This window comes from Stutzerimonas xanthomarina DSM 18231, from assembly GCF_900129835.1.
GTDB lineage: Bacteria > Pseudomonadota > Gammaproteobacteria > Pseudomonadales > Pseudomonadaceae > Stutzerimonas > Stutzerimonas xanthomarina.
On sequence record NZ_FQXA01000003.1, the window covers coordinates 256,661 to 278,587 of the forward strand.

Annotated in this window: 24 protein-coding genes and 2 tRNA genes; 3 read left to right on the plus strand and 23 right to left on the minus strand. The window is 58.3% G+C overall.

Going from position 1 to position 21,927, the window contains the following annotated elements; genetic code table 11:
* Window positions 1-23: 23 nt before the first annotated feature.
* From BUE09_RS09130 to dapA, 6 genes are all read right to left on the minus strand, one after another.
* Window positions 24-548, minus strand: a complete 525-nt coding sequence (locus BUE09_RS09130) for a hypothetical protein (protein ID WP_073300694.1) — start codon at window positions 546-548, stop codon at window positions 24-26.
* A gap of 611 nt (window positions 549-1,159) precedes the next feature.
* The gene (rfaH, locus tag BUE09_RS09135) at window positions 1,160-1,657 is read right to left on the minus strand and encodes a transcription/translation regulatory transformer protein RfaH (protein WP_231975577.1); all 498 of its coding nucleotides are present in this window, start codon (window positions 1,655-1,657) and stop codon (window positions 1,160-1,162) included.
* A gap of 312 nt (window positions 1,658-1,969) precedes the next feature.
* Window positions 1,970-2,059, minus strand: a tRNA-Ser gene (locus BUE09_RS09140).
* A 122-nt stretch (window positions 2,060-2,181) separates the two neighbouring features.
* The gene (locus tag BUE09_RS09145) at window positions 2,182-3,051 is read right to left on the minus strand and encodes a phosphoribosylaminoimidazolesuccinocarboxamide synthase (protein ID WP_073300695.1); all 870 of its coding nucleotides are present in this window, start codon (window positions 3,049-3,051) and stop codon (window positions 2,182-2,184) included.
* 135 nt (window positions 3,052-3,186) lie between these two features.
* Window positions 3,187-4,287: an outer membrane protein assembly factor BamC gene (bamC, locus tag BUE09_RS09150; RefSeq protein ID WP_073300696.1), complete on the minus strand. Its 1,101-nt coding sequence runs from the start codon at window positions 4,285-4,287 to the stop codon at window positions 3,187-3,189.
* Between the two features lie 39 nt (window positions 4,288-4,326).
* Window positions 4,327-5,205: a 4-hydroxy-tetrahydrodipicolinate synthase gene (gene dapA, locus BUE09_RS09155; protein ID WP_073300697.1), complete on the minus strand. Its 879-nt coding sequence runs from the start codon at window positions 5,203-5,205 to the stop codon at window positions 4,327-4,329.
* Window positions 5,206-5,425: 220 nt separating this feature from the next.
* Between dapA and BUE09_RS09160 the strand changes: the two genes are divergently transcribed.
* On the plus strand, window positions 5,426-5,986 hold the full coding sequence (locus BUE09_RS09160; protein ID WP_019342548.1) for a glycine cleavage system transcriptional repressor: 561 nt from the start codon (window positions 5,426-5,428) through the stop codon (window positions 5,984-5,986).
* A 14-nt stretch (window positions 5,987-6,000) separates the two neighbouring features.
* Window positions 6,001-6,474: a peroxiredoxin gene (locus tag BUE09_RS09165; RefSeq protein ID WP_073300698.1), complete on the plus strand. Its 474-nt coding sequence runs from the start codon at window positions 6,001-6,003 to the stop codon at window positions 6,472-6,474.
* A gap of 89 nt (window positions 6,475-6,563) precedes the next feature.
* Here BUE09_RS09165 and BUE09_RS09170 read toward each other — a convergent pair whose 3' ends face one another.
* Together BUE09_RS09170 and BUE09_RS09175 are read right to left on the minus strand one after the other, a co-directional pair.
* The gene (locus tag BUE09_RS09170; RefSeq protein WP_073300699.1) at window positions 6,564-7,643 is read right to left on the minus strand and encodes an AI-2E family transporter; all 1,080 of its coding nucleotides are present in this window, start codon (window positions 7,641-7,643) and stop codon (window positions 6,564-6,566) included.
* A gap of 19 nt (window positions 7,644-7,662) precedes the next feature.
* Complete coding sequence (locus BUE09_RS09175) at window positions 7,663-7,914, minus strand: sulfurtransferase TusA family protein (RefSeq protein ID WP_073300700.1); 252 nt, start codon at window positions 7,912-7,914, stop codon at window positions 7,663-7,665.
* A 106-nt stretch (window positions 7,915-8,020) separates the two neighbouring features.
* Here BUE09_RS09175 and BUE09_RS09180 point away from each other — a divergent pair, with 106 nt between their 5' ends.
* Window positions 8,021-9,451, plus strand: coding sequence for a M48 family metalloprotease (locus BUE09_RS09180; protein WP_073300701.1), 1,431 nt, complete (start codon window positions 8,021-8,023; stop codon window positions 9,449-9,451).
* 61 nt (window positions 9,452-9,512) lie between these two features.
* Here the strand turns inward: BUE09_RS09180 and nadA are convergent, their stop codons facing one another.
* From nadA to ruvC, 15 genes are all read right to left on the minus strand, one after another.
* Window positions 9,513-10,571 carry a quinolinate synthase NadA gene (gene nadA, locus BUE09_RS09185; protein ID WP_073300702.1) on the minus strand — a complete coding sequence of 353 codons (1,059 nt, stop codon included), beginning with the start codon at window positions 10,569-10,571 and terminating at the stop codon, window positions 9,513-9,515.
* 237 nt (window positions 10,572-10,808) lie between these two features.
* Window positions 10,809-12,305, minus strand: a complete 1,497-nt coding sequence (locus BUE09_RS09190) for an acetyl-CoA hydrolase/transferase family protein (protein WP_073300703.1) — start codon at window positions 12,303-12,305, stop codon at window positions 10,809-10,811.
* A 197-nt stretch (window positions 12,306-12,502) separates the two neighbouring features.
* Window positions 12,503-12,578, minus strand: a tRNA-Lys gene (locus BUE09_RS09195).
* A gap of 53 nt (window positions 12,579-12,631) precedes the next feature.
* Complete coding sequence (gene queC / locus BUE09_RS09200; RefSeq protein ID WP_073300704.1) at window positions 12,632-13,306, minus strand: 7-cyano-7-deazaguanine synthase QueC; 675 nt, start codon at window positions 13,304-13,306, stop codon at window positions 12,632-12,634.
* A 56-nt stretch (window positions 13,307-13,362) separates the two neighbouring features.
* Window positions 13,363-14,010, minus strand: a complete 648-nt coding sequence (gene queE / locus BUE09_RS09205) for a 7-carboxy-7-deazaguanine synthase QueE (RefSeq protein WP_073300705.1) — start codon at window positions 14,008-14,010, stop codon at window positions 13,363-13,365.
* A gap of 113 nt (window positions 14,011-14,123) precedes the next feature.
* Entirely contained in the window at window positions 14,124-14,951 is an 828-nt protein-coding gene (ybgF, locus tag BUE09_RS09210; RefSeq protein ID WP_073300706.1) for a tol-pal system protein YbgF, read from the minus strand.
* Between the two features lie 6 nt (window positions 14,952-14,957).
* A complete protein-coding gene (gene pal, locus BUE09_RS09215; protein ID WP_045428720.1) occupies window positions 14,958-15,461 on the minus strand; it encodes a peptidoglycan-associated lipoprotein Pal in 504 nt (167 codons plus the stop codon).
* Window positions 15,462-15,510: 49 nt separating this feature from the next.
* Window positions 15,511-16,812, minus strand: coding sequence for a Tol-Pal system beta propeller repeat protein TolB (tolB, locus tag BUE09_RS09220; protein ID WP_073300707.1), 1,302 nt, complete (start codon window positions 16,810-16,812; stop codon window positions 15,511-15,513).
* Window positions 16,809-17,813 carry a cell envelope integrity protein TolA gene (gene tolA / locus BUE09_RS09225; RefSeq protein ID WP_073300708.1) on the minus strand — a complete coding sequence of 335 codons (1,005 nt, stop codon included), beginning with the start codon at window positions 17,811-17,813 and terminating at the stop codon, window positions 16,809-16,811. Before tolA ends, tolB begins: the two co-directional genes overlap by 4 nt.
* Window positions 17,813-18,265, minus strand: a complete 453-nt coding sequence (tolR, locus tag BUE09_RS09230; protein ID WP_073300709.1) for a protein TolR — start codon at window positions 18,263-18,265, stop codon at window positions 17,813-17,815. Before tolR ends, tolA begins: the two co-directional genes overlap by 1 nt.
* Before the next feature lie 12 nt (window positions 18,266-18,277).
* On the minus strand, window positions 18,278-18,970 hold the full coding sequence (gene tolQ / locus BUE09_RS09235; protein ID WP_073300710.1) for a protein TolQ: 693 nt from the start codon (window positions 18,968-18,970) through the stop codon (window positions 18,278-18,280).
* Between the two features lie 2 nt (window positions 18,971-18,972).
* Window positions 18,973-19,416 carry a tol-pal system-associated acyl-CoA thioesterase gene (gene ybgC / locus BUE09_RS09240; RefSeq protein ID WP_073300711.1) on the minus strand — a complete coding sequence of 148 codons (444 nt, stop codon included), beginning with the start codon at window positions 19,414-19,416 and terminating at the stop codon, window positions 18,973-18,975.
* Between the two features lie 51 nt (window positions 19,417-19,467).
* On the minus strand, window positions 19,468-20,520 hold the full coding sequence (gene ruvB, locus BUE09_RS09245) for a Holliday junction branch migration DNA helicase RuvB (RefSeq protein ID WP_073300712.1): 1,053 nt from the start codon (window positions 20,518-20,520) through the stop codon (window positions 19,468-19,470).
* 135 nt (window positions 20,521-20,655) lie between these two features.
* On the minus strand, window positions 20,656-21,261 hold the full coding sequence (gene ruvA / locus BUE09_RS09250) for a Holliday junction branch migration protein RuvA (RefSeq protein ID WP_073300713.1): 606 nt from the start codon (window positions 21,259-21,261) through the stop codon (window positions 20,656-20,658).
* An 81-nt stretch (window positions 21,262-21,342) separates the two neighbouring features.
* Window positions 21,343-21,867 carry a crossover junction endodeoxyribonuclease RuvC gene (gene ruvC, locus BUE09_RS09255; protein WP_073300714.1) on the minus strand — a complete coding sequence of 175 codons (525 nt, stop codon included), beginning with the start codon at window positions 21,865-21,867 and terminating at the stop codon, window positions 21,343-21,345.
* Between the last annotated feature and the right edge of the window lie 60 nt (window positions 21,868-21,927).

The following is a 21,927-nucleotide window of genomic DNA, read 5'->3' on the forward strand; positions in this document are numbered from 1 at the left end:
ACTTCTGGCGTTGATCGCGTCGATCAGTTGGGGCTGGCGGAAGAGCTGCCCCCGCCACCGCTACCGCCACTACTTGCAGGGCTGTTAGCGGAGACTGTCGTAGTAGAACCTGCCGTAGCGCCAGCCGGAGCGGCACCAGCTGTTGATGCAGCTGCGTTGATAGCGGCGGCTTGGGCCGGAGCAGCGGCCACTGCAGCATTGGTGATGGCTACGGATTGAGTCGGTGCGGCACTGATCGCAGCCGTCACGATTGCTGCGGCCTGAGCCGGTGCAGCGCTTACCGCAGCGCTAACGATGGAAGCGGCCTGACTTGGGGCAGCAGCGACTGCGGCTGCTACGATCGAAGCAGCCGCTTCAGGGTTGGCGGCGACGACGGCCGCAACGGCTTGTGCCAAGGCATCACCTTGAGCGGCGGCGAGGGTCTGTGCCTGGGCTTCGGTCAGCTGTACACCAGTCGCCTGGATGGCCGCCAGAGTGGCCTGATCGGCTAGGGCGTGGCCGGAAGCCAGCGCCATGGCCAGAGTAAGGGTGGTTAGAGTTTTGCGCATAGTGAACGTCCTCGTTGGCTGTTACATGGTTCTTGCCCTCCCTCTGCACCAGCAGCGGGCAGCGGGAGTTATCGTTTTCGCCCGGAGCCGCCTAGAGCCGGCTGGTGCGCGGACCCGTAGCTCTGTCCGTGCTGGCCGCCGATTGGCGGACGAACGCAAACACGACGCGGACATGCCCGCATCGCGTGGTAATCAGAGAAGAGATTAGAAATAACGTTAATCCTTTAACGAGCGCAGCAGTCACGAGGCTGCAGACACGCTACCGCCCCAGGATTTTCCGTTGGATTCCTGAAAACGGCGCGGTATGAAATCCATGCTTCGATGAAATCGCGGGAGCCGCGACGACGTACGAGTGGAAATTTTCCCCAGATAAACTTCGCGGCTTGGCAGCGCGAAGAAAAATGTCGCTATTGCACGCGGTGATTTAACTCAGGCCTGTGTTCGGCCTTTCGAGCATCCATCTATCACTGCTCTGACGCTGCGCCGACTTTTATCCGTCGGCTGCAGGGTCCATCGCTCTACCTGGCCCCATGAGGGCAGGATAGAAATCGCCGCGGAGTATACTGGCGAGATGGCATTTAGGCATCATGTTTTAATGTCGCGGCAATCTTCTAGTTGGATTTGGCGATGCCGCGTAGCGGCACGCGGACCCTCTGCTTACGCTGCAGAAAGTTGAGTAGCAGCACGACCCGGTCGTCGCCATCCATGGCACAGAAGATGGCCTCCAGCTCAGCAAACGGGCCGCTGATGATCCGGACTGTTTCACCGACAACCAATACGGGTGATCCTTCCGCCTGCTCTGCTCGCTGCCGAAGCTGCAGGATAATTCCGGGATCTATTGGAAGCGCGCCCTCGCCGAACCCAACGAGGCGAAGGACCCCGCGCGTCGAGCGCAACGGCCCCCAGTTGTCTCCCGCATCGAGCCGAATGAACAGGTAGCCCGGAAACAGCGACTCCACGACACGCTGCCGTTTGCCGCGCACGACTCGCTCGCACGCAAGCGTTGGACGCAAACATTCATAGCCCTGACGGACCAGATTCTCCTCAGCACGCTCGTCTTGGCGCACTTTGCACTGGATTAAATACCAGCACCCAGCCTCACGATCCACGTGAATACTCTCTTCAGGCAAACGCCAACAACCAGAATGATGGCGTTTTGATATACGCGATGCAACATGTATAAACCCGAGCCGATTGCCGGCATCGCCATCCATGCGAAATAGATTGGATTGACCTCAGGTACGGTGCGCACCTGATCGGTCCCTCTGAGGCATCAAGCACTGCCCAGCCTCTGACCTGACAACAACGGCGGCAGTCGCCGGCCTGCATGCATGGGAACGGGATCAAGGATCGCTAGAGTGGGGGAACAAACACCCCAGAAACGCAAAAGCCCCGAAACTCGGGGCTCTTGGTTCAGATAGTGGCGGAGAGATAGGGATTTGAACCCTAGGAACTGTTGCCAGTTCAACGGATTTCGAATCCGTCCCGTTCGGCCACTCCGGCATCTCTCCAGCGGCGCGCATCATAGCAGTTCGGCGTGTTTTGTCTAACCCCAACTGCTCAGATTTTTTAACGGCGCCATATCGTGACAGCCAGGCTGGCTGCAGTGATCAGCCCGCCCGGTCGCCTCCAATCAGCTGGTCAGGCGCGTCAGCGCTTCACGGTATTTATCGGCGGTCTTCTGCGCAACATCAGCTGGCACGGGCGGAGCTGGTGGCTCCTTGTTCCAGCCGGTGGATTCCAGCCAATCACGCACGAACTGTTTGTCGAAGCTCGGCGGGTTGCTGCCTTCGGCGTAACTGTCTGCTGGCCAAAAGCGGCTGGAATCGGGCGTAAGCACTTCATCCATGAGTGTCAGCTCGCCGTTTTCGTCGAGGCCGAACTCGAACTTGGTGTCGGCGATGATGATGCCCCGCGTCGCTGCATAGGCAACGGCCGCGCTGTACAGTGCGATCGAGGTGTCACGCACCTTCGCAGCCAGGTCTTTGCCGATGATTGCTTCGCACTGCTCGAACGAGATGTTCTCGTCGTGATCGCCCACTGCCGCCTTGGTTGACGGCGTGAAGATCGGCTGCGGCAGCTTGGCCGCTTCTTTCAGGCCAACTGGCAGCTGGATGCCGCAGACGGTGCCGCTCTGCTGATATTCCTTCCAGCCTGAGCCGGCGATATAGCCGCGCACGATAGCCTCCACTGCAACAGGCTGGAGCCGCTTGGCCACCACCGCCCGCCCCTCTACCAAGGGCAGTTCCTGAGCAGGCACAACGTCTTCCACCTTGTCGCCAGTGAAATGGTTAGGGACGAGCTGCGCGAGCTTGTCGAACCAGAAGTTGGAAATTGCGGTAAGAATCTTGCCTTTCTCCGGGATTGGCTCGGCAAGGATCACGTCAAACGCCGAGAGGCGGTCGGTGGCGACCATCAGCATGCGCTTGTCGTCGATTTCGTACAGATCACGCACCTTGCCAGAATAGATTTTTTTCAGGCTCAGGGAGTTTGGAGTGGTCATGGCGAGTCTCGCGGTTGCCGAATCTACGCTGGCTTACGCAACAGCGCAGCCACAACGATTCGATCAGTCATCAAACGAAACAGGCGAAACCGAAAGGTTTCGCCTGAATGGATCGGAGCGGACTGTCTTGCAGAATCAGTCCAGGTTGTCCTTGAGCATGTTCAGCACTCGTCCGGACACTTCAGCCGGAGCGACGGTGTTGAGGTCTTTGTCGAGGGTGACCTGCACCTTGCCACCCACATCGGTTACGCGCACCTGATAGCGCTCGGCGCGCGCCTCGATCTCTTCGCGGTCAGGCGCTCCGCCGAACAACCGGGAGAAGAAACCGGGTTTCTCATCCAGATTCGCCGCGCCCTCCGACAGGTTGACGTAGTAGACGCCGAGGCTTCGATCGAGATCTTCGACGAGGATATCGCTCGCCGCCAGTGCGCGGCCGACGCTCGACCAGCCACGGTTGAAGTCGGTATCGAGCTGCAACACTGGCTCGCCGCTGCCGGCTTCGATCAGCGTCACTCGGCTTGGCGCGTCAAACTCGCGCTCCGCCAGCAGTGAGGCGGAACCACCTTGTGCGGTGCTGCTGTTCAGCCCCGCCTGCAACTCATCGAGCAGGACGCGATCGCGCTCCGCATTCGCCGGAGTTTCAGGCCAGGCAACATCGGCAGTGCTGTTTGCGGGGCGATGAACGCTGATCAGGAATAGCTCACTGGTATCGCGCTGAACGCCTGGCTCGACGCGAACCCGGACGCGGGTCTCGCCTTCGCCCAGGCCGAGGTTGCGTACCAAGGCAGGCGCGAGCTGGTCACGCGTCTGCCAGGCAGTGACGAACTCACCAGTTTGAGGCCGTTCCTCTGCAATCTCGAAGCCGTTGTCAGTGAAGAACTGACGAGCCGCCGCCCAAGCCTGTGATGGCGCACGCGTTGCAACAAGCCAGCGTGCATCTTCAGACGTTTGCAGGCTGTATTCGCTCACCTCGTCGGCGGCAACCAGTCGCTGTGGGCGGGGCACTTCGTACTCGCCTGTTGCACGGCTGTCGGCTACCTGCTGAGGGATCGGAAGCAGCGGCTCGATTGGACGCAGCTCCACGTCGCTGGGCACCTCCATTGGTGGCACCTGTTGTGCCTGCAGGTAGTCGCTGCCACGGTCGCGGAAATATCCGTCTTCACCCCATATCCAGCCACAACCGCTGGTTCCAGAGATAATCAGGGCTAGGGTCGAGAGGCCGGCCAATCGCTTCATGCATGTTCCTTCATTAATAAACCAGTACACCTGAGACAATCAGGCCAGCACACCGGACTGTCGCATTGCATCGCGAAGCGGCTCGTGGCACCGCTGGCTAAGCCAGGTTAGCGGCAGGCGAATGCCGTCCGGTATCAGGCCCATTTCATGCAGTGCCCATTTCACCGGGATCGGGTTGGCCTCGAGGAACAGGGTCTGGTGCAGCGGCATCAACAGCGCATTAATGGCGCGCGCCTTCTCTGCATCGCCAGTAATGGCAGCAGCACACAGCTCGCTCATCGCACGCGGAGCAACGTTCGCAGTGACGGAGATGTTGCCCTTGCCGCCCATCAGCATCAGCTCAACGGCAGTAGCGTCGTCACCGGAATAGACGAGGAAGTCCTTGGCCACGCGATCAAGCACCTCCTGACCGCGCTTGAGATCACCGGTCGCTTCCTTGACGCCAACGATGTTCGGCACCTGCGACAAGCGCTCGATGGTTTCTGGCAGCATGTCACAGGCAGTGCGCCCAGGGACGTTGTACAGGATCTGCGGAATCGCGACGGCTTCGGCAATGTGCCGGAAGTGCAGATACATGCCTTCCTGCGTCGGCTTGTTGTAATACGGTGTCACCAGGAGGCAGGCGTCGGCACCGGCCTGCTTGGCATTTTCGGTGAGTTCGACGGCTTCGCGAGTGGAGTTGGCACCCGTACCGGCGATGACCGGAATGCGGCCGTTGACCTGATCAACAACGCGACGGATGACTTCGATGTGCTCAGACACTTCGAGCGTAGACGCCTCACCAGTGGTACCGACTGCAACGATTGCATTGGTGCCTTCCTGGAGATGGAAGTCGACAAGCTTGCTCAGGCTATCCCAATCAAGACCACCTTGAGCGTCCATGGGAGTGACCAACGCCACCATACTGCCCGCAATCATGCAACCCACTCCTGCCGGAAAAAGAGAGGCGTAATGGTACAAGGCTCCCGAGCGCTTTGCGAGTACGCTGGAACCAACAACCGCGGGAATAGCAGCTGAGCGTCGACACCGCAGTCAGATGACTCACTTAGCTCACGCATTCCCACTGACGACGCTTTTCGCTACCCTTAGCCGTTTTCGGCTTGGCTGGCCGACCGATTCATCACCGCCAGGAACCTGCATGTCCACCCCCCCAGTACCTCGAGAACAGTTTCTCGTCATCAGCGCCATGGGCCGTAGCCCGATGGCGCTCACCAATGTGCTTTGCCGGGCCAGCAACGAGAATCGCTGCGCCGTGGTAAGCACGCGCCTGACTCGACACGGCGAATGCTGTGCCCTGGTCCTTGAAATCACCGGAACCTGGGACGCGCTCGCTCGAATGGAAACAGCGCTGCCCAGCCTGGCCAAGAAGCATGAGTTCACCACTAATGTAGTGCGCAGCGAAGCGCTGGAAACCCGACCGCAGGCGCTACCCTATGTCGCGTATGTCAGCTCGGCCTATCGACCTGACATCCTCAACGAGTTATGCCAGTTCTTTATCGACCATCGTGTCGAGCTCGAAGCCCTCACATGCGACACCTATGAGGCACCACAAACTGGCGGCACCATGCTCAACGCAACGATGACCGTGACGCTGCCGGCCGGCACGCAAATCAGCTGGCTGCGGGACCAGTTCCTCGATTTCGCTGATGCTTTGAATCTGGATGCGCTGATAGAACCCTGGCGCCCTCAGAACCCTTAAGTAGGAAAACCACTATGTCTGTTGCCATTGACCAACCTGTGCCAGCCTTCCAGGCACAGGCGACCAGCGATACACAGGTCAACCTAGAGGCGTTGAAGGGCAAACAGGTGGTCCTGTACTTCTACCCAAAGGACAATACTCCAGGCTGCACAACCCAAGGCCAGGGCTTTCGCGACCAGCACGATGCCTTCGTCGCTGCCAACACGGTCGTGTTCGGCGTATCGCGAGACAGCCTCAAAACCCACGAAAACTTCAAGGCCAAGCAGGGCTTCCCGTTCGAGCTGATCAGCGACAAGGACGAGCGGCTTTGCCAGCTGTTCGACGTGATCAAGTTGAAGAAGCTCTACGGCAAGGAATATCTGGGCATAGACCGAAGCACGTTTCTCATCGACCATGATGGGCTGCTTCGCCAGGAATGGCGCGGCGTGAAGGTGCCAGGACATGTCGAGGCTGTGCTGCAGGCCGCCCAGGCATTGCAGCAGCACTAGAAGATTGCGAAGCGGGCCGCCTCAACGGTGAAGCGTGCGCGGCCTGCCTTCACTTTCCAGCATATTGGCGCTCGCAACTTAGCTAGCTGTTACCCGACGTGCTCCACCACCGGTACCGTAGCCGACCGGCGCGGCCACGCATAAAGCACCGCCTTGAATAGGGTTGCCAACGGGATCGCGAAGAACACACCCCAGAAGCCCCACAGGCCGCCGAACAGCAACACAGCGCAAATGATCGCTACAGGATGCAGGTTCACCGCCTCGGAGAACAACAACGGAACCAGAACGTTGCCGTCCAGGGCCTGGATGATGGCGTAGGCCACCATCAAATAAATGAACTGGTCACCCAGCCCCCACTGGAACAAGCCGATCAACGCGATGGGAATGGTCACGACCGTGGCGCCAATATAAGGCACGACGACTGAGATTCCGACGAGCATCGCCAGTAGCGCGGCGTAGTTCAGCTCCAACACAACGAAAACCGCATACGAGACCACACCGCAAATCAGGATTTCGATCGCCTTGCCGCGGATGTAGTTGGCGATCTGTACGTTCATCTCCTGCGCCACCTGGGTGATAAGCCCTCGTTCGTGCGGCAGGTAACCGCTGAGCCAATCGTTAATCTGTTGGCGATCCTTGAGGAAAAAGAACACCAGGATTGGCACCAGGATCAGATAGATCATCAGGCTCAACAGTAGCGGCAGGCTCGACAGCGAAGACGTGAGCATGATTTGACCGTAGCGCCCCACTTCGCCTCGGAAGAAATCGATACCGCGCAGCACCTGTACTTCGGTAAGCAATTGGGGGTAGCGCTCGGGCAGAAGAAGCAGCAGCGACTGCCATTCCACCAGCATCCGCGGGAGTTCATTGAACAGCGTCAGCACTTGCTGCCACATCAACGGCGCCAAGAACAGAATACAGACCGTCAACAGGCCGATGAACATCAGAAACACCAGCCAAACCGCTACCAGATGCGGCAGTTTGATTCGCTCCAGCACACCGACCAGCCCCTGCATCAGGTACGCCAGCACCAGGCCGGCGATAACCGGGGCGAGCATATGACCGAGGGTCAGCACGGTCGCAAAGGCAACCACCAGCAGCACCCCAAGGACCACCGCTTCCTCGTCCGAGAAATAGCGATGAATCCAGCCCCTCAACACGTTCAACATATGCCTTCCCTAGCAGCCGTCAGGCCTTACGAAGCCAGTAACGATAGAGCCCTTCTTGCGCCTCCTCGTGGAGCAGTGCGTGGCCGGCCAGCTTGGCGAAACTGCGGAAATCGCGTTGCGATCCCGGGTCCGTTGCCGTGACTTTCAATACTTGCCCGCTGGCCAACCGACTGAGTTCCAGTTTCGCCTTGAGCAACGGCATCGGGCAGGCCAGCCCGACTGCGTCCAGCTCGGCGTCGCAGGCCATGCCGGGGACAACCTGTTGAGTCATGTTCATCTCCTCGAAAGGACTGCAGAATACCGAGCTGCGCCCAGCTCTGGCCAGCGACCCGAGCACAAGGCTACAGTAGCGCTTCCGCCTTGAAGAGCCAGTCTGGATGAAATTGCTGCGCCCTACCCTACTGACACTCGCCTGCCTGATTGGCCAGCCGGTAATGGCTAACGACCTTCCCTCGCTTGGCGACTCCAGCTCCGGCATCGTCTCGCCAGAGCAGGAACATCAGTTGGGCAGGGCCTGGCTCAGCCTGTTGCGCGGCCAGGTCCCACAGCTTTCTGACCCTCTGCTCAAGGATTACCTCGAACGCAGCGTCTACCGCCTGGCCGAGACCAGCCAGTTGCAGGATCGCCGGCTGGAATTCGTGCTGCTCGACAGCCCACAGCTGAACGCCTTCGCCGCGCCGGGCGGCATCATTGGAGTCAATGGCGGGCTGTTTCTTCATGCCCAGACCGAAGCCGAATACGCCTCGGTACTTGCGCATGAATTGGCTCACCTGTCCCAGCGCCACTTTGCACGCGGGCTGGAAGCGCAGAAACGTATGCAGCTACCGCTGATGGCTGCCATGCTGGCCGGCGTCGTTGCTGCTGCGGCTGGCGCTGGGGATGCCGGCATCGCAGCCATCATCTCGACCCAGGCGGCGGCCATTCAGTCTCAGCGGCGCTTCTCCAGACAGAACGAGCAGGAAGCCGACCGGATTGGCATCGTCAACCTCGAACGAGCTGGCTATGACCCCCGCGCCATGCCAGAAATGTTCAGTCGCCTGATGCGCCAGTATCGATACGACCAGAAGCCGCCGGAATTTCTGCTCACTCACCCGGTCACCGAATCACGTATCGCGGACACCAAGAACCGCGCCGAGCAATACCCCGATACGGGCGTCGAAGACAGCCTGCGGTATCAGCTTCTACGTGCCCGCATGGACCTGAAATTCGAAAGCACCCCAGGGCTGAGCGCCAAGCGCTTCCGTGCGATGCTCGCGGACGATCCGGACCTCGACGCCGCGCGCTATGGCCTGGCGCTGGCGCAGATGAAAAGCGGCCAGCTGAAGGAAGCTGCAACGAATCTTGAGCCGTTGCTGGCAAAGGAACCGGACGACGTTACCTACAACCTGGCCCAGATCGAGCTGGATATAACCGCTAACCGTCTTGGCGCTGCACGCACGCGCATGCAGACCTTGCTCAGCCTTTACCCGGGAAATTATCCGGTGCGCCAGGCAAACATTGATCTGCTGATCAAGGAAACCAAACTGCAGGATGCTGAGCAAAAGCTCAACGCATTGGTCGAAGCCCGGCCACAGGACCCGGACATCTGGTATCAGGTTGCTGAAATCCGCGGGCTCACCGGCAACATTATTGGCCTGCATCAAGCCCGCGCGGAATATTTTGCACTTGTCGGAGATTATGACCAGGCGATCGAGCAGTTGGACTTCGCCAAACGTCGCTCTGACAATTTCCAGAGCGCCGCACGAATCGATGCCCGACAGAAGCAGCTGGCCGAAGAAAAGCGGATGGTGGAAGAGATGTTGCGCTGAGTCGTGCCACCCTTAAGATTGCCGCACGACTCACTTGCAACCACCAGTACCGTTTGGCGCGTCAGGCGTTGCCGGCCTGCCGGAGGCGCGCCGCCTGGGTAAATTCCAGCATGCGCTTAAGCGGCTTGATCGCTCGCGGAATCAATGCCGGGTCCACCGTGATCTCACCACTGCCAGTGCGCAGGCATTCCAGCGTACGCTCGAGTGTGTTCATCGCCATCCACGGGCAATGAGCACAACTCCGGCAGGTAGCCCCGCTGCCAGCTGTCGGCGCTTCGACAAATTGTTTGTCCGGGCAAAGCTGCTGCATTTTGTAAAAGATCCCGCGGTCAGTCGCAACGATGAACATCGGGTTCGTCAGGGTCTGCGCCGCTTTGATCAACTGGCTCGTCGAACCGACGGCGTCAGCAAGCGCGATCACCGATTCGGGTGACTCGGGATGAACCAGCACAGCCGCATCGGGGTATAGCGCTTTCATGTCCTCCAGCTGCTTTGACTTGAACTCTTCATGAACGATGCAGGCACCGTCCCACAACAGCATGTCCGCGCCGGTTTCACGCTGCACATAGTTTCCGAGATGCTTGTCGGGTGCCCAGATGATCTTTTCACCATTGTCCATCAGGCTCTCGACGATCTCCAGAGCGCAACTGGAGGTAACAACCCAGTCGGCGCGCGCCTTCACCGCGGCAGATGTGTTGGCGTAAACCACAACGGTGCGCTCAGGATGCTGGTCGCAGAACGCCGAGAACTCCTCGACAGGGCAACCCAGATCCAAGGAACAGGTGGCCTCCAGTGTCGGCATCAGAATCCGCTTCTCCGGATTGAGTATCTTCGCCGTTTCACCCATGAACTTGACGCCTGCGACAACTACGGTTTGCGCGCTATGTTCGTTGCCGAATCTCGCCATCTCCAGGGAGTCCGAAACGCAACCGCCGGTTTCCTCGGCCAATGACTGAATCACCGGATCGGTGTAGTAGTGCGCAACCAGTACCGCGTTTTGCCGCGTCAGCTCGGCGGCGATATCGCTGCGCAACTGTGCTTCCTGCTGAGCCGTCAGCGGCTTGGGCTGCTTGGCCGCCAGGTGAGCCTGCACAAGAATACGTTCGGGTATTTGCGTCATGTTCGCTGGTTCCTGCAAGCACGGCGGTGTACGAGTCGCCGATTATAGCCATCGAGGCCGAGAGTACGGGCGTAGCGAAAGGAGAGGTGAAGCGAGGAAGACCGAGCATTTCACCCCTGCTGTTACTAAGGGGGCGAAATACTAGCCGAAGCTTTCAGAAAAGTGAAAGCGGACGGGGAACGACAAATTACTGCGCTGAACTGAAAAGCCCGCCGACTTGCGTCGGCGGGCTCCGCATCACTTGCCCTTGAGCATGTGTCCGTGCTCTTCGAGATTGGTGTGCCAATCCATCGCCTCGTGCAGCAAATGTGGTGTCTGCCCACCCTTCTTGCAAGCTGCGTCAAAGTAAGCATTCAACGCGTCGCGGTAGGACGGGTGCACACAGTTGTCGATAATTACACGTGCGCGCTCCCTCGGTGCCAGACCGCGAAGATCGGCCAGGCCCTGCTCGGTCACCAGGATCTCGACGTCATGTTCGGTGTGGTCAACGTGGGCGACCATCGGAACGACGCTGGAGATATTGCCGCCCTTGGCAATGGACTTGGTGACAAAGATCGCCATGTTTGCGTTTCGTGCGAAGTCGCCCGATCCTCCGATCCCGTTCATCATCTTGGTGCCACCGACATGCGTCGAGTTGACGTTGCCGTAGATATCGAATTCCAGCGCTGTGTTGATGCCGACAATACCGAGACGACGCACAAGCTCAGGATGGTTGGAAATTTCTTGTGGACGCAGAATCAGCTTGTCCTTGTATTTTTCCAGGTTGCCGAATACGCGATCGTTGCAGCGCTCGGAGAGCGTGATGGAACAACCGGAGGCGAACTTCATCTTTCCGGCGTCGATCAACTCGAAGGTGCAGTCCTGCAACACTTCGGAATACATAACCAGATCTTCGAACGGTGAATCGATCAAGCCACAGACCACGGCGTTGGCGATGTTACCGATACCGACCTGCATCGGGCCGAGGTTCTTCGGCAGGCGCCCGGCCTCGACTTCGGTCTTGAAGAACTCGACCAGATGGTTGGCGATAGCCTGAGTATCTTCGTCCGCCGGGGTAACTGTGGAATAGGAGTCCGGCTGCTCGGTGATGACGATTGCAGCGATCTTCGCCGGATCGACCGGGATGGCCGGCGTACCAATACGGTCATCCACCTTGGTCAGCGGGATCGGACCGCGATTCGGACGGTCACCCGGGAAATAGATATCGTGCAAGCCTTCAAGGTTGAGGTTGTGTGCCAGGTTCAGCTCGACAATGATCTTGTCAGCAAAGACTGCCAGGTTGGCAGAGTTGCCAACCGAGGTGGTCGGAACAATATGACCCTGCTCGGTAATGCACACCGCCTCGATGATAGTTACATCAGGCCGCTTGATCTGGTGGTTGCGCATCTGCTCGACGGTATGCGACAGGTGCTGGTCGATAAACATGACCTCGCCCTGATTGATCGCCTTGCGCAGCGTAGCGTCCGCTTGGAAGGGAACACGGCGGGCCAGAAGACCAGCTTCGGCCATCTTTCCGTCAAGATCGTTACCCAGGCTCGCGCCAGTAATGAGGCTGATCTTCAGCTTTTCGTCCTTTGCGCGGTCGACCAGTGCTAACGGTACGGCCTTGGCTTCACCCGCTCGGGTGAACCCGCTCATGCCGATGGTCATGCCATCGTTAATTAGGGTAGCGGCCTCTCGGGCGCTCATGACCTTGCACTGCAGGGAGGACAAGCGGATGCGATCAGAATACATGTGAGCCTCAAACCAACGGAACAATCGGAAGGTCGCAGTCTATTACGTTTATTTACGCGCGGGGCACAGACCAAGGTCGTAGTGAAAAACGCCAGTTATAACCACGAGAACTAGACGTGCAAAACAAACACAACGCACAGACATAAAAAAACCGGATGGCCTTTCGGCCTCCGGCTTTTTCGTCCCCGAAGGGAATTTGGTGGGTCGTGTGGGATTCGAACCTACGACCAATTGGTTAAAAGCCAACTGCTCTACCAACTGAGCTAACGACCCGATGCGGAGCGCATGATACTGATTTGATTGAGTAAATCAAGTTTTTTTTGGGATCACATGTAGCGGGTGGGGTCAGCGACACCTGCCTCATCGAAACCGGCCGCCCGTAAACGGCAACTGTCACACCTGCCACATGCGCGCCCATCTTCGTCCGCCTGGTAGCACGAAACGGTCATGCTGTAGTCGACACCCAACCGCACGCCAGCCTGAACAATCTCACTCTTGCTAAGGTTCTGCAGCGGGGCGCGAATGGAAAACCTGCGCCCTTCTACACCCGCCTTGGTGGCCAGATTGGCTAACTGCTCGAAGGCTTCGATAAACGCCGGACGACAGTCTGGATAGCCTGAGTAGTCAACCGCATTCACACCGATGAAGATGTCCTGCGCATCCAGCACCTCAGCCCAACCCAATGCCAGGGAAAGAAATAAGGTGTTGCGTGCCGGCACATAGGTCACCGGTATCCCTTCACCCAGCGACTCAGGCACGGCAATGCGGCTATCGGTCAATGCTGATCCGCCGATCCCGTTGAGGCTCATACCGATAACCTTGTGCTCCACTACGCCCAACTGTTGAGCGACCCGCTCCGCAGCCTGCAGCTCTGCGCGATGACGCTGGCCATAATCGAAACTCATGCTATAGCAGGCATAACCATCAGCCTTGGCCATCGCAACCACTGTGGCCGAATCGAGCCCGCCGGACAGCAGGATTACCGCTTTCTTGCCAGTCATCACAAATACCTGTCGAATTCTGCTGCGACACCTGAGCGGCAGCGACTCACGGCCGGTCAGTGCCCGGGCGCATCGTTCCAGAGAATCTTGTGCAGCTGCAGCTGCAGCCGCACCGGAAGGTTATCGCTGACGATCCAGTCAGCCAGCGCGCGTGCGTCCAATTGTCCGTGGCTGGGTGAAAACAGCACCTCGCCGGCCCGCGCATCCAACCTGTACTCGATCAGCTTGGACACCGCCCAATCGTAGTCTTCACGTGAGCAGAGCACGAATTTGACCTGATCATTTTTCGTCAGCTGACCGATATTCTCGTAGCGGTTACGCGCCATTTCCGCCGAATCTGGTGTTTTCAGATCCACGACCCGACTCACCCGAACATCAGTCATTGATATGTCCAATGCACCGCTCGTTTCCAGCGACACTTCGTAGCCAGCATCACATAGACGCTCCAGCAACGGGATGCAATTCGGCTGAGCCAGTGGCTCACCGCCAGTAACACATACGTAACGGGGGCGATACGCGGCAATGCGGGCCACGATGACATCGAGTGGGATGACCTCTCCGCCATTGAAGGCGTAGGCGGTGTCGCAGTATTGACAACGCAGCGGGCAGCCCGTCAGGCGAACGAATACTGTGGGCAACCCACTGGTACGCGTCTCCCCCTGTAGCGAGTAGAAAATTTCGGAAATTCGCAAGGTATGTTGCATAGCACCACGGGCGTGACAGCTAAACAGGCCATCCGCCTCCGTTGTGTAAAGGGGGTGCGATTCTAACGAAAAACCCGCCGAAGGGGCGGGTTTGACGTGGAGCAAGGTAAGCCCTATCGATTCAATTGGCGCTGAGCCAGCTGCGCAGCCGAGCTGTTCGGGTAATCGGCTATGACTTGACGGAGAATGCCGTTGGCCTTGTCACGATTACCCAAACGCAACTCGACATCCGCAAGTTTGTACAACGAATCGGGCACCTTGTTGTGCTGAGGATACGCCTGGCTGACCTTGGCGAACGCTTGTCCAGCGCCCTGCATATCACCCTTGGCGAGATTCACTTCTCCCAACCAATACTGGGCGTTGCCGGCGTAGGGACTGTTCGGATACTTGCGTAGAAAAGCAGCGAAGGCCTGGCTGGCCTTATCAAAGTCCTTTGCCTTGATGAGGTCAAACGCGGCGTCGTAATAAAGCTTTTCCTTTTCAGGGTCAGCTGACTGGCTGCTCGCCGCTGGCGCTGTTGAGGCGCCTGTGGGCGCCTGCACAGCCCCGCTGGCATCGATGGCACCAGCGGTTGACGAATTCTGGCTAGTCGAGCCGCCCGACGAGGCGTTCGACAAGCGACGGTCTAAATCTTGATAACGCTCCAGCCCTTCTTGCTTCAGGCGCTGGATCTCATTCTGTTGCACTTCCAACATCCCGCGCAGTTGCGCGATCTCTTCCTGCATTTGTTGCAACTGCACGAAGAGCATGCCCTGCGCCGAAGACGGAGCTGATGCTCCGCCTCCAGCATAGGCACCGCCAGTATCCGCCCCAGTTGAATAACTCGACCCGGCCGTACCGCTTTGGTTTTGCGAGTCGTAGTCCACTACCGGAACCTGGGCCGCCGCAAACAGCGGCAGTCCAAGTGTAAAAAGCGTCAGAGCATAACGGTGCTTGAGCATGGCTTATTACTTACGCAGTTCAACGCGACGGTTCTGAGCCCAGGACTGCTCGTCGTTGCCCATGGCAACCGGACGCTCTTCACCGTAGGAAACCAGCTCCAGCTGCGCAGGCGATACGCCCTGCAGAACCAGGTAACGCTGAACAGCCTTGGAGCGACGCTCGCCCAGAGCCATGTTGTACTCACGAGTACCACGCTCGTCAGTATGACCTTCCAGAACAACGCGGTTGCCAGCGGACTTCAGATCCTTGGCATGAACATCCAGCGCGCGCATAGCTTCCGGCTTCAGGTCCGAGCTGTCGTATTCGAAATAGAAAGTAGTGATAGCGCGCAGAGCAGCTTCTTCGCTCATGCTGCCGTCAACGGCACCACTGTCGGCACCATAACCAGCGTTCGGATCAATGGCAGAGGAACCTTCGCCAGAATCGTCGCCGCCCTTGGACGAACAACCAACAGCTACGGCCATAGCCAGAGCCAGCGCAGCGAACTTACCGAATTTCAGCATTTCCATGTGTAACAACCCCAGGTGTGTTTTGGTTAGATAAAGCGTTGATACCGCATCAGTTCAGGTAAGGGGACCACGATGGCTCACGGACTTCGCCTTGAGCAGTAGGAAGCGGGAGCCTAACTCGACCATTGATTGATACGAGCATCAAGACTCCCCGGCCCTGCTGGCGGGTCGCGTAGATTAGCATGGTGCCATTAGGCGCAACAGTGGGCGACTCATCTAAACTTGTCTCGGAGAGGATGCGCAGATTGCCACGTTGCAGGTCTTGTGCCGCCACCTTGAAGTTTGTGTAACCCTCCTGACGGTGAATCATGACCAGCGTCTTTTCGTCTGCCGACAGCTTCGGGTTGGCGTTGTAGTTGCCCACAAAGGTCACACGCTCAGCGCTATTGGTCCCCAGGCGTTGCTTGTAGATCTGCGGCTTGCCGGCGCGGTCTGAGGTGAAGTAGATGGTTTGGCCATCGGCGCCCCAGAAAGGCTCCGTGTCGATAGCGTAATGGTCGGTTAGACGCTGCAGCCGACGCGAGCCGAGATCCATTACATAGATCTCCGGATTGCCGTCCTTAGACAGTACAAAGGCAAGGCGATTGCCATCCGGCGAGAATGCCGGCGCACCGTTCAACCCTTCAAAATTAGTGATCTGTTCGCGGCGACCGGTATCGATGTGTTGCATGAAGATACGCGGGCGCTTCTGCTCGAACGAGACGTAGGCAATGCGGCGGCCGTCCGGCGAATAGCGCGGCGACAGGATTGGCTCGCGGGACTGCAGCAAAGTGACTGCGCGAGCACCGTCATAGTCGGAGCGCTGCAGGGTGTAGCGCGTATTCGCGCTGCCAAGACGCTCGACTGTGACATACAGAAGGCGAGTCGAAAATGCGCCTTTGATGCCTGTAAGTTTTTCAAAAGCCTGATCAGACGCATAGTGCGCCATGTCACGCAGTTGGTCCTGAGAACCGCCAACAGTGCCGGTCAGTACCTGCTGCTCGGTAGTTACGTTGTACACCTCGTAGCGAATCTGCAGCTTGCCGGCGCCCGGCGTGATATTACCGACCATGACGTACTGGGCGCCCAGCGCCTTCCAGTCACGAAAGATGATCTCAGTGCCGCGGGTGGGCAGACTGATCATGTTCTGCTTGGGAATAGGCTGGAAGATTCCTGAGTTACGCATGTCATTGCCGATTATTTCGGCCATGTCTTCGGGCAGCACGGTTCCGCCCTGCCAGCCAAACGGAACTACAGCGATCGGAATAGCGCGATCAGCACCGCTGGTAACGACAATGTTCTTCTCCTGAGCAACGGCATTGCCCAGTACGAACAGGAGAAGAACGATAAAACCTCGAAGGTAATTGATCACAACGCTAGATCCTCAGGCGTAAATGTCATCGTGAACGAGCGATACGGCTGAAAATCCTGAGCAGAGAGCCCCTGCATCTCGGTCAGCCGACCGATATTCTTTACTGCCGCTACCGCGGAACTGTCGAACGGAGCATCCCCACTGGAACGCGAAACAGTTGCAGCGGTAATGGTGCCGTCCGGCAGCATGTTGACCCGTAGCGTAACCGACATGTTGTTTCGCGCCGATGGTGGTCGGGTCCAGTTTTCAGCGGCTCGCATGCGAATCAGATCGTCAAAGTTGCCCGAGGTCTGGTCCCCCTGGGTGTCAGCCAGCGCCTGCTGTCGCTCCGTATCATCGGACAACAGCTCGGCCAGTGCTTGTGCCTTCTTGTCTTCGACGGCCTTGCGAGCGGCCTCAGCTGCAGCTTTCTTTTTTGCCTCCTCGGCGACTTTCTTCTTTGCTGCCTCAGCAGCCGCTTTTTTCTTCGCGTCCTCGGCAGCTTTCTTTTTCGCCGCTTCAGCTGCTGCCTTCTTCTTCGCTTCCTCAGCGGCTTTCTTCTTCTGTGCTTCCTCGGCCGCTTTTTTCTTGGCGATCTCCGCCTGCTTCTGTTGCTCGGCCTTCTTTACTTCGTCAGCTTTTTTGGCCTCAGCGACCTTCTTTGCAGCATCAGCCTTCGCTGCCTCGGCCTTTCGAGCCTCGTCAGCCTTTTTTTGTTCCGCAGCTTTTGCGGCCGCCTGCTTTTGCTGTTCTACCTTGCGCTGCTCCAGCTGCTCAGCTTCATACTGCTTGGCAGCGGTCTTCTGCGCTTCGCCAGCAATTTTCTGGTTCGTTTGTACTTTGGCCTGGCTCTGTGATTTGAGCTGATACAGGGTCGCCTGGACGATAGGCTTGGACGGCGGAAGCTCCGGCGTCATGGCGAAGCTGACGAAGAGCATCCCAAAAATAATTACATGCAGGCCCACCGCCAGAATGGTGGGCCAATAGAGGCTCTCAGAGCGCGAACGATCCGACTGCTGCATCAAGGCGCCTCGGTGATCAGGCCGACATTACCCACGCCCGCCTCCTGCAAACCACCCATGGCTGCCATTACCGAACCATAATCGACAGCTTTGTCGCCTCGAACGAAGACCTGGATCTGCTTACCCTGGCTTCGGTTCTGATTCATGATCGCGGTGACCGCCTTGGTCATTTCCTCGAGCGTCAGCGCCTTGTCCTGGACGGTATCCGTGTCGACCTCGCTGCCAATATTCCAGTAATAGGTCTTGTCGGCCTTTATCGAGATTGTCAGGACTCGCGAGTCATTATCCTGAGGCAGCACTTCGCTGCTCACTTTCGGCAAGTCGACTTTCACGCCTTGGTTAAGCATCGGGGCGGTCACCATGAAGATCACCAGCAGTACCAGCATCACGTCGATGTACGGCACCACGTTCATCTCGGCGACGGGTTTGCGTCTGTTGCGAATTCTTGCCATGGCCTATGGGCCTCAATCTTCGGAAGTGTGAACTTTGCGATGGAGGATCGCCTGGAACTCATCGGCAAAGGTGTAGTAACGACCGATGAGCATCTCGCCACGCGCCGCGAAGCGGTTGTAAGCAATGACCGCTGGAATTGCCGCAAATAGACCGATTGCCGTGGCAATCAGGGCTTCGGCAATACCCGGCGCAACGGTGGCCAGCGTGGCTTGCTGAACCTGAGCCAGCCCGCGGAAAGAGTTCATGATGCCCCACACAGTACCGAACAGGCCGATATAGGGACTGGTGGAACCCACAGTTGCCAGAAACGGCAGGCCCTGCTCAAGCTTTTCTTCTTCGCGAGAGATGGCCACTCGCATTGCCCGGTTTACGCCATCCATCACCGCGTCTGGGTCGACACCCTGCTGTTGACGCAGACGGGAAAACTCCTTGAAACCGGCACGAAAAATCTGCTCGACACCGGAGTCCGGGTCCGGATTGCTTCCAGCCTGTCTATAAAGCTTGGACAGGTCGATGCCCGACCAGAAACGCTCCTCGAAAGCGTCCAGGGAACGCTTGGCGGCTCGGATCATATTGCCGCGCTGAAAAATCAAGATCCATGAGGTCACCGAGGCGCCCACCAATATCAGCATCACCAGCTGAACCACAAAGCTGGCGTTGCTGATCAGGCTCCACATGGACATATGATCGACGTTGGATTCCACGCTTACTCTCCTACTGGGGGTAGACCCGACCTGACGAAAGCGGCACGCAGCAGCTCTGGAATAGAACGGGGTTTCAAACTCTCGGTGCGCACACACGCCACCACGAACTGCCCTTCGCAGAGCAGTACATCATCATCAGCTCGCCGCACCTGCTGTTTGAAACGCAGGCTTGCACGCTTCACTTCGACCACTTCAGCAGTTACCAGCAGTTCGTCGTCCAGACGCGCCGGCGAGTGATAACGCGCCTCACTGGAGTGCACGACAAAAAGCAGGTCTTCACCAACCAGCTGCGACTGGGCAAAACCCAGGCTGCGCAACCGTTCGGTACGGGCCCGCTCCATAAACTTGAGGTAATTGACGTAATAAACGATGCCACCCGCGTCGGTATCTTCGTAGTACACGCGACAACGGTGGGAGAACAAATGAGCTTGTGATTCCGCGCGCATACTAGTGCCAGGCCCTGCAATTGCCAATTGGGTAAAACAAAGAAATTTTCGTCACTCTGTGTCACCACTGAAAAGGTCGGGAGTAGGCGGATCTCCCAGGCGTTTCGGCAGGTTCAAACCAAAGTGCAAATAGGCGTGACGTGTGACGACGCGCCCCCTCGGGGTGCGCATGATGTAGCCCTGCTGGATCAGATAGGGCTCAAGCACATCCTCGATGGTATGACGCTCTTCGCTGATGGCTGCCGCCAGGCTGTCGATCCCAACCGGACCGCCATCGAACTTCTCGATCAGCGTGAGCAGCAGCCGGCGATCCTGATGATCGAGGCCACGTTCGTCGACATCGAGCATGTTCAGCGCGAGGTCCGCAGTGCTGCGGCTGATCTCGCCATTACCACGCACTTCGGCGAAGTCGCGCACCCGGCGCAGCAGGCGATTGGCAATACGCGGCGTACCTCGGGCACGACGGGCAATTTCAACCGCCCCTTCCGCCTCGATAGGTAGGCCGAGAATCCCGGCTGATCGAGTGACAATCGTCGCCAGGTCTGCCGTCGAGTAGAACTCGAGACGCTGGACGATACCGAAACGATCGCGCAGCGGATTGGTGAGCATGCCGGCCCGGGTCGTCGCGCCAACCAGAGTGAACGGTGGTAAGTCGAGTTTGATCGAGCGTGCCGCGGGGCCCTCACCGATCATGATGTCGAGTTGAAAATCCTCCATCGCGGGATAGAGCACTTCCTCCACAATTGGCGACAGCCGGTGGATCTCGTCGACGAACAGTACATCGCCTTCTTCCAGATTAGTCAGCAGCGCCGCAAGATCACCCGGCCGTTCGAGCACTGGGCCCGAGGTGCTTTTGATCGAGACGCCCATTTCCTGCGCGATGATATTGGCCAACGTGGTCTTACCCAGCCCTGGCGGACCAAAGATCAGCGTGTGATCCAGCGATTCTTTGCGTCCACGCGCCGCACGGATAAAAAGGTCCATCTGCTCGCGCACTACTGGCTGACCAATATATTCCGCCAGGCTCAGCGGGCGGATGGCGCGATCAAACTGTTCTTCGCGGTCACGGCCGGTAGCCGTGATGAGGCGGTCAGCTTCGATCATGAGCGATTGCCTTCAACCGATTCGGTTTCAGACAGATCCGTCATGAGGCGCAACGCCAGCGCACCAGGTGAGCAAAGCACAGACAGACAAAGCCGCTCCGCAACCAACGCCGCGGCAAACATTTGAAAGCGCACGCTAGACCATTCCCTTCAGTGCACGGCGGATCAGGTCTTCACTGCTCAAGTTTTCTTCCTGTACGGCTGATACGGCCCGGCTCGCCTCTTGCGGCTTAAAGCCAAGGGAGATTAATGCGCTGACTGCGTCATTCTCGGCGCTTGAGACTGCCACGGTGCCGCGGGGTTCCACTACCAGCGTGGCGATTGACGGCATGGTCTCCCAGGCCTTGAAACGATCCTTCAGCTCAACCAGCAGGCGCTCAGCCGTCTTCTTTCCAACACCCGGGATCTTGACCAGCACCGAAGTATCCTGCGCCTGAACGCAGCGCACCAGCTCATCCACCTCAAGGCCGGACATCAACGCAAGGGCAAGTTTCGGCCCGACGCCGTTAAGCCGAATCAGCTCTCGGAACAGCTCTCGGTCGCGCTTTTCAGCAAAGCCGTACAGCAGATGCGCGTCTTCACGGACCACCAGATGGGTATGCAGCGTGACCGGCTCACCCACCGCAGGCAGGCGATACAGCGTGGTCATTGGCACCTCAAGCTCATAACCGATGCCATTGACGTCGAGAATCAGATGAGGCGGCTGTTTTTCCGCCAGGGTCCCGCGCAAGCGTCCAATCACTGTAATACGTCCTCGTTCGATCGATACTCAACCGATCGGATTACTTAAACCTGCTCTCTAGGCATATGCCGAAGAGTTCAACTACAGCCGCAGGCGTCCAGCTCTTCGCTTAGCGCCGGCAAGGCCATGCGGAATCAGGCTCTGACGATGATGTGCGTGACACAAGGCAATGGCCAGAGCGTCGGAGGCATCGATCTGCGGCTTCTGCGTCAATTTCAGCAGATGCATCACCATCATCTGTACCTGCTGCTTGTCCGCACCGCCGGTTCCGGCAATCGCCTGTTTGACCTGCGTGGCAGTGTACTCGGAGATCTCGAGCCCTTGCTCCGCAGCCGCCACGATTGCAGCTCCCCTCGCCTGACCCAGCTTCAATGCGGAGTCGGCGTTACGCGCCATAAACACTTGTTCAATGCCCATCGTCACGGGCCCATGTAGGCGAATGACTTCGCTGACGCCGCAGAACACCGCCTGCAAGCGCGCCGAAAGCTCACCGCCACCCGTGCGAATGCAACCCGACGCGACATACTCGCAGGTGCGACCGTTATCCCGCACTACGCCGTAGCCGGTGATTCGTGAGCCCGGGTCTATGCCCAGAATAAGCGTCATGCAGCCGCCGTACTGTCTATTTATCCAGCCGCTAGTATAAGGATGCCCCTTCGCTGCGGC

Bases quoted from the DNA above. Each gene is read 5' to 3' on its own strand.
- nadA (WP_073300702.1), bottom strand. From the start codon at position 10,571: ATGACGCAAATACCCGAACGTATTCTTGTGCAGGCTCACCTGGCGGCC.
- pal (WP_045428720.1), bottom strand. From the start codon at position 15,461: ATGGAAATGCTGAAATTCGGTAAGTTCGCTGCGCTGGCTCTGGCTATG.
- bamC (WP_073300696.1), bottom strand. From the start codon at position 4,287: ATGAAGCGATTGGCCGGCCTCTCGACCCTAGCCCTGATTATCTCTGGA.
- BUE09_RS09180 (WP_073300701.1), top strand. From the start codon at position 8,021: ATGAAATTGCTGCGCCCTACCCTACTGACACTCGCCTGCCTGATTGGC.
- BUE09_RS09145 (WP_073300695.1), bottom strand. From the start codon at position 3,051: ATGACCACTCCAAACTCCCTGAGCCTGAAAAAAATCTATTCTGGCAAG.
- BUE09_RS09165 (WP_073300698.1), top strand. From the start codon at position 6,001: ATGTCTGTTGCCATTGACCAACCTGTGCCAGCCTTCCAGGCACAGGCG.
- BUE09_RS09190 (WP_073300703.1), bottom strand. From the start codon at position 12,305: ATGTATTCTGATCGCATCCGCTTGTCCTCCCTGCAGTGCAAGGTCATG.
- ruvC (WP_073300714.1), bottom strand. From the start codon at position 21,867: ATGACGCTTATTCTGGGCATAGACCCGGGCTCACGAATCACCGGCTAC.
- ruvB (WP_073300712.1), bottom strand. From the start codon at position 20,520: ATGATCGAAGCTGACCGCCTCATCACGGCTACCGGCCGTGACCGCGAA.
- BUE09_RS09175 (WP_073300700.1), bottom strand. From the start codon at position 7,914: ATGACTCAACAGGTTGTCCCCGGCATGGCCTGCGACGCCGAGCTGGAC.
- ybgC (WP_073300711.1), bottom strand. From the start codon at position 19,416: ATGCGCGCGGAATCACAAGCTCATTTGTTCTCCCACCGTTGTCGCGTG.
- BUE09_RS09170 (WP_073300699.1), bottom strand. From the start codon at position 7,643: ATGTTGAACGTGTTGAGGGGCTGGATTCATCGCTATTTCTCGGACGAG.
- BUE09_RS09130 (WP_073300694.1), bottom strand. From the start codon at position 548: ATGCGCAAAACTCTAACCACCCTTACTCTGGCCATGGCGCTGGCTTCC.
- dapA (WP_073300697.1), bottom strand. From the start codon at position 5,205: ATGATTGCGGGCAGTATGGTGGCGTTGGTCACTCCCATGGACGCTCAA.
- BUE09_RS09160 (WP_019342548.1), top strand. From the start codon at position 5,426: ATGTCCACCCCCCCAGTACCTCGAGAACAGTTTCTCGTCATCAGCGCC.
- queE (WP_073300705.1), bottom strand. From the start codon at position 14,010: ATGCAACATACCTTGCGAATTTCCGAAATTTTCTACTCGCTACAGGGG.
- tolR (WP_073300709.1), bottom strand. From the start codon at position 18,265: ATGGCAAGAATTCGCAACAGACGCAAACCCGTCGCCGAGATGAACGTG.
- tolA (WP_073300708.1), bottom strand. From the start codon at position 17,813: ATGCAGCAGTCGGATCGTTCGCGCTCTGAGAGCCTCTATTGGCCCACC.
- queC (WP_073300704.1), bottom strand. From the start codon at position 13,306: ATGACTGGCAAGAAAGCGGTAATCCTGCTGTCCGGCGGGCTCGATTCG.
- ybgF (WP_073300706.1), bottom strand. From the start codon at position 14,951: ATGCTCAAGCACCGTTATGCTCTGACGCTTTTTACACTTGGACTGCCG.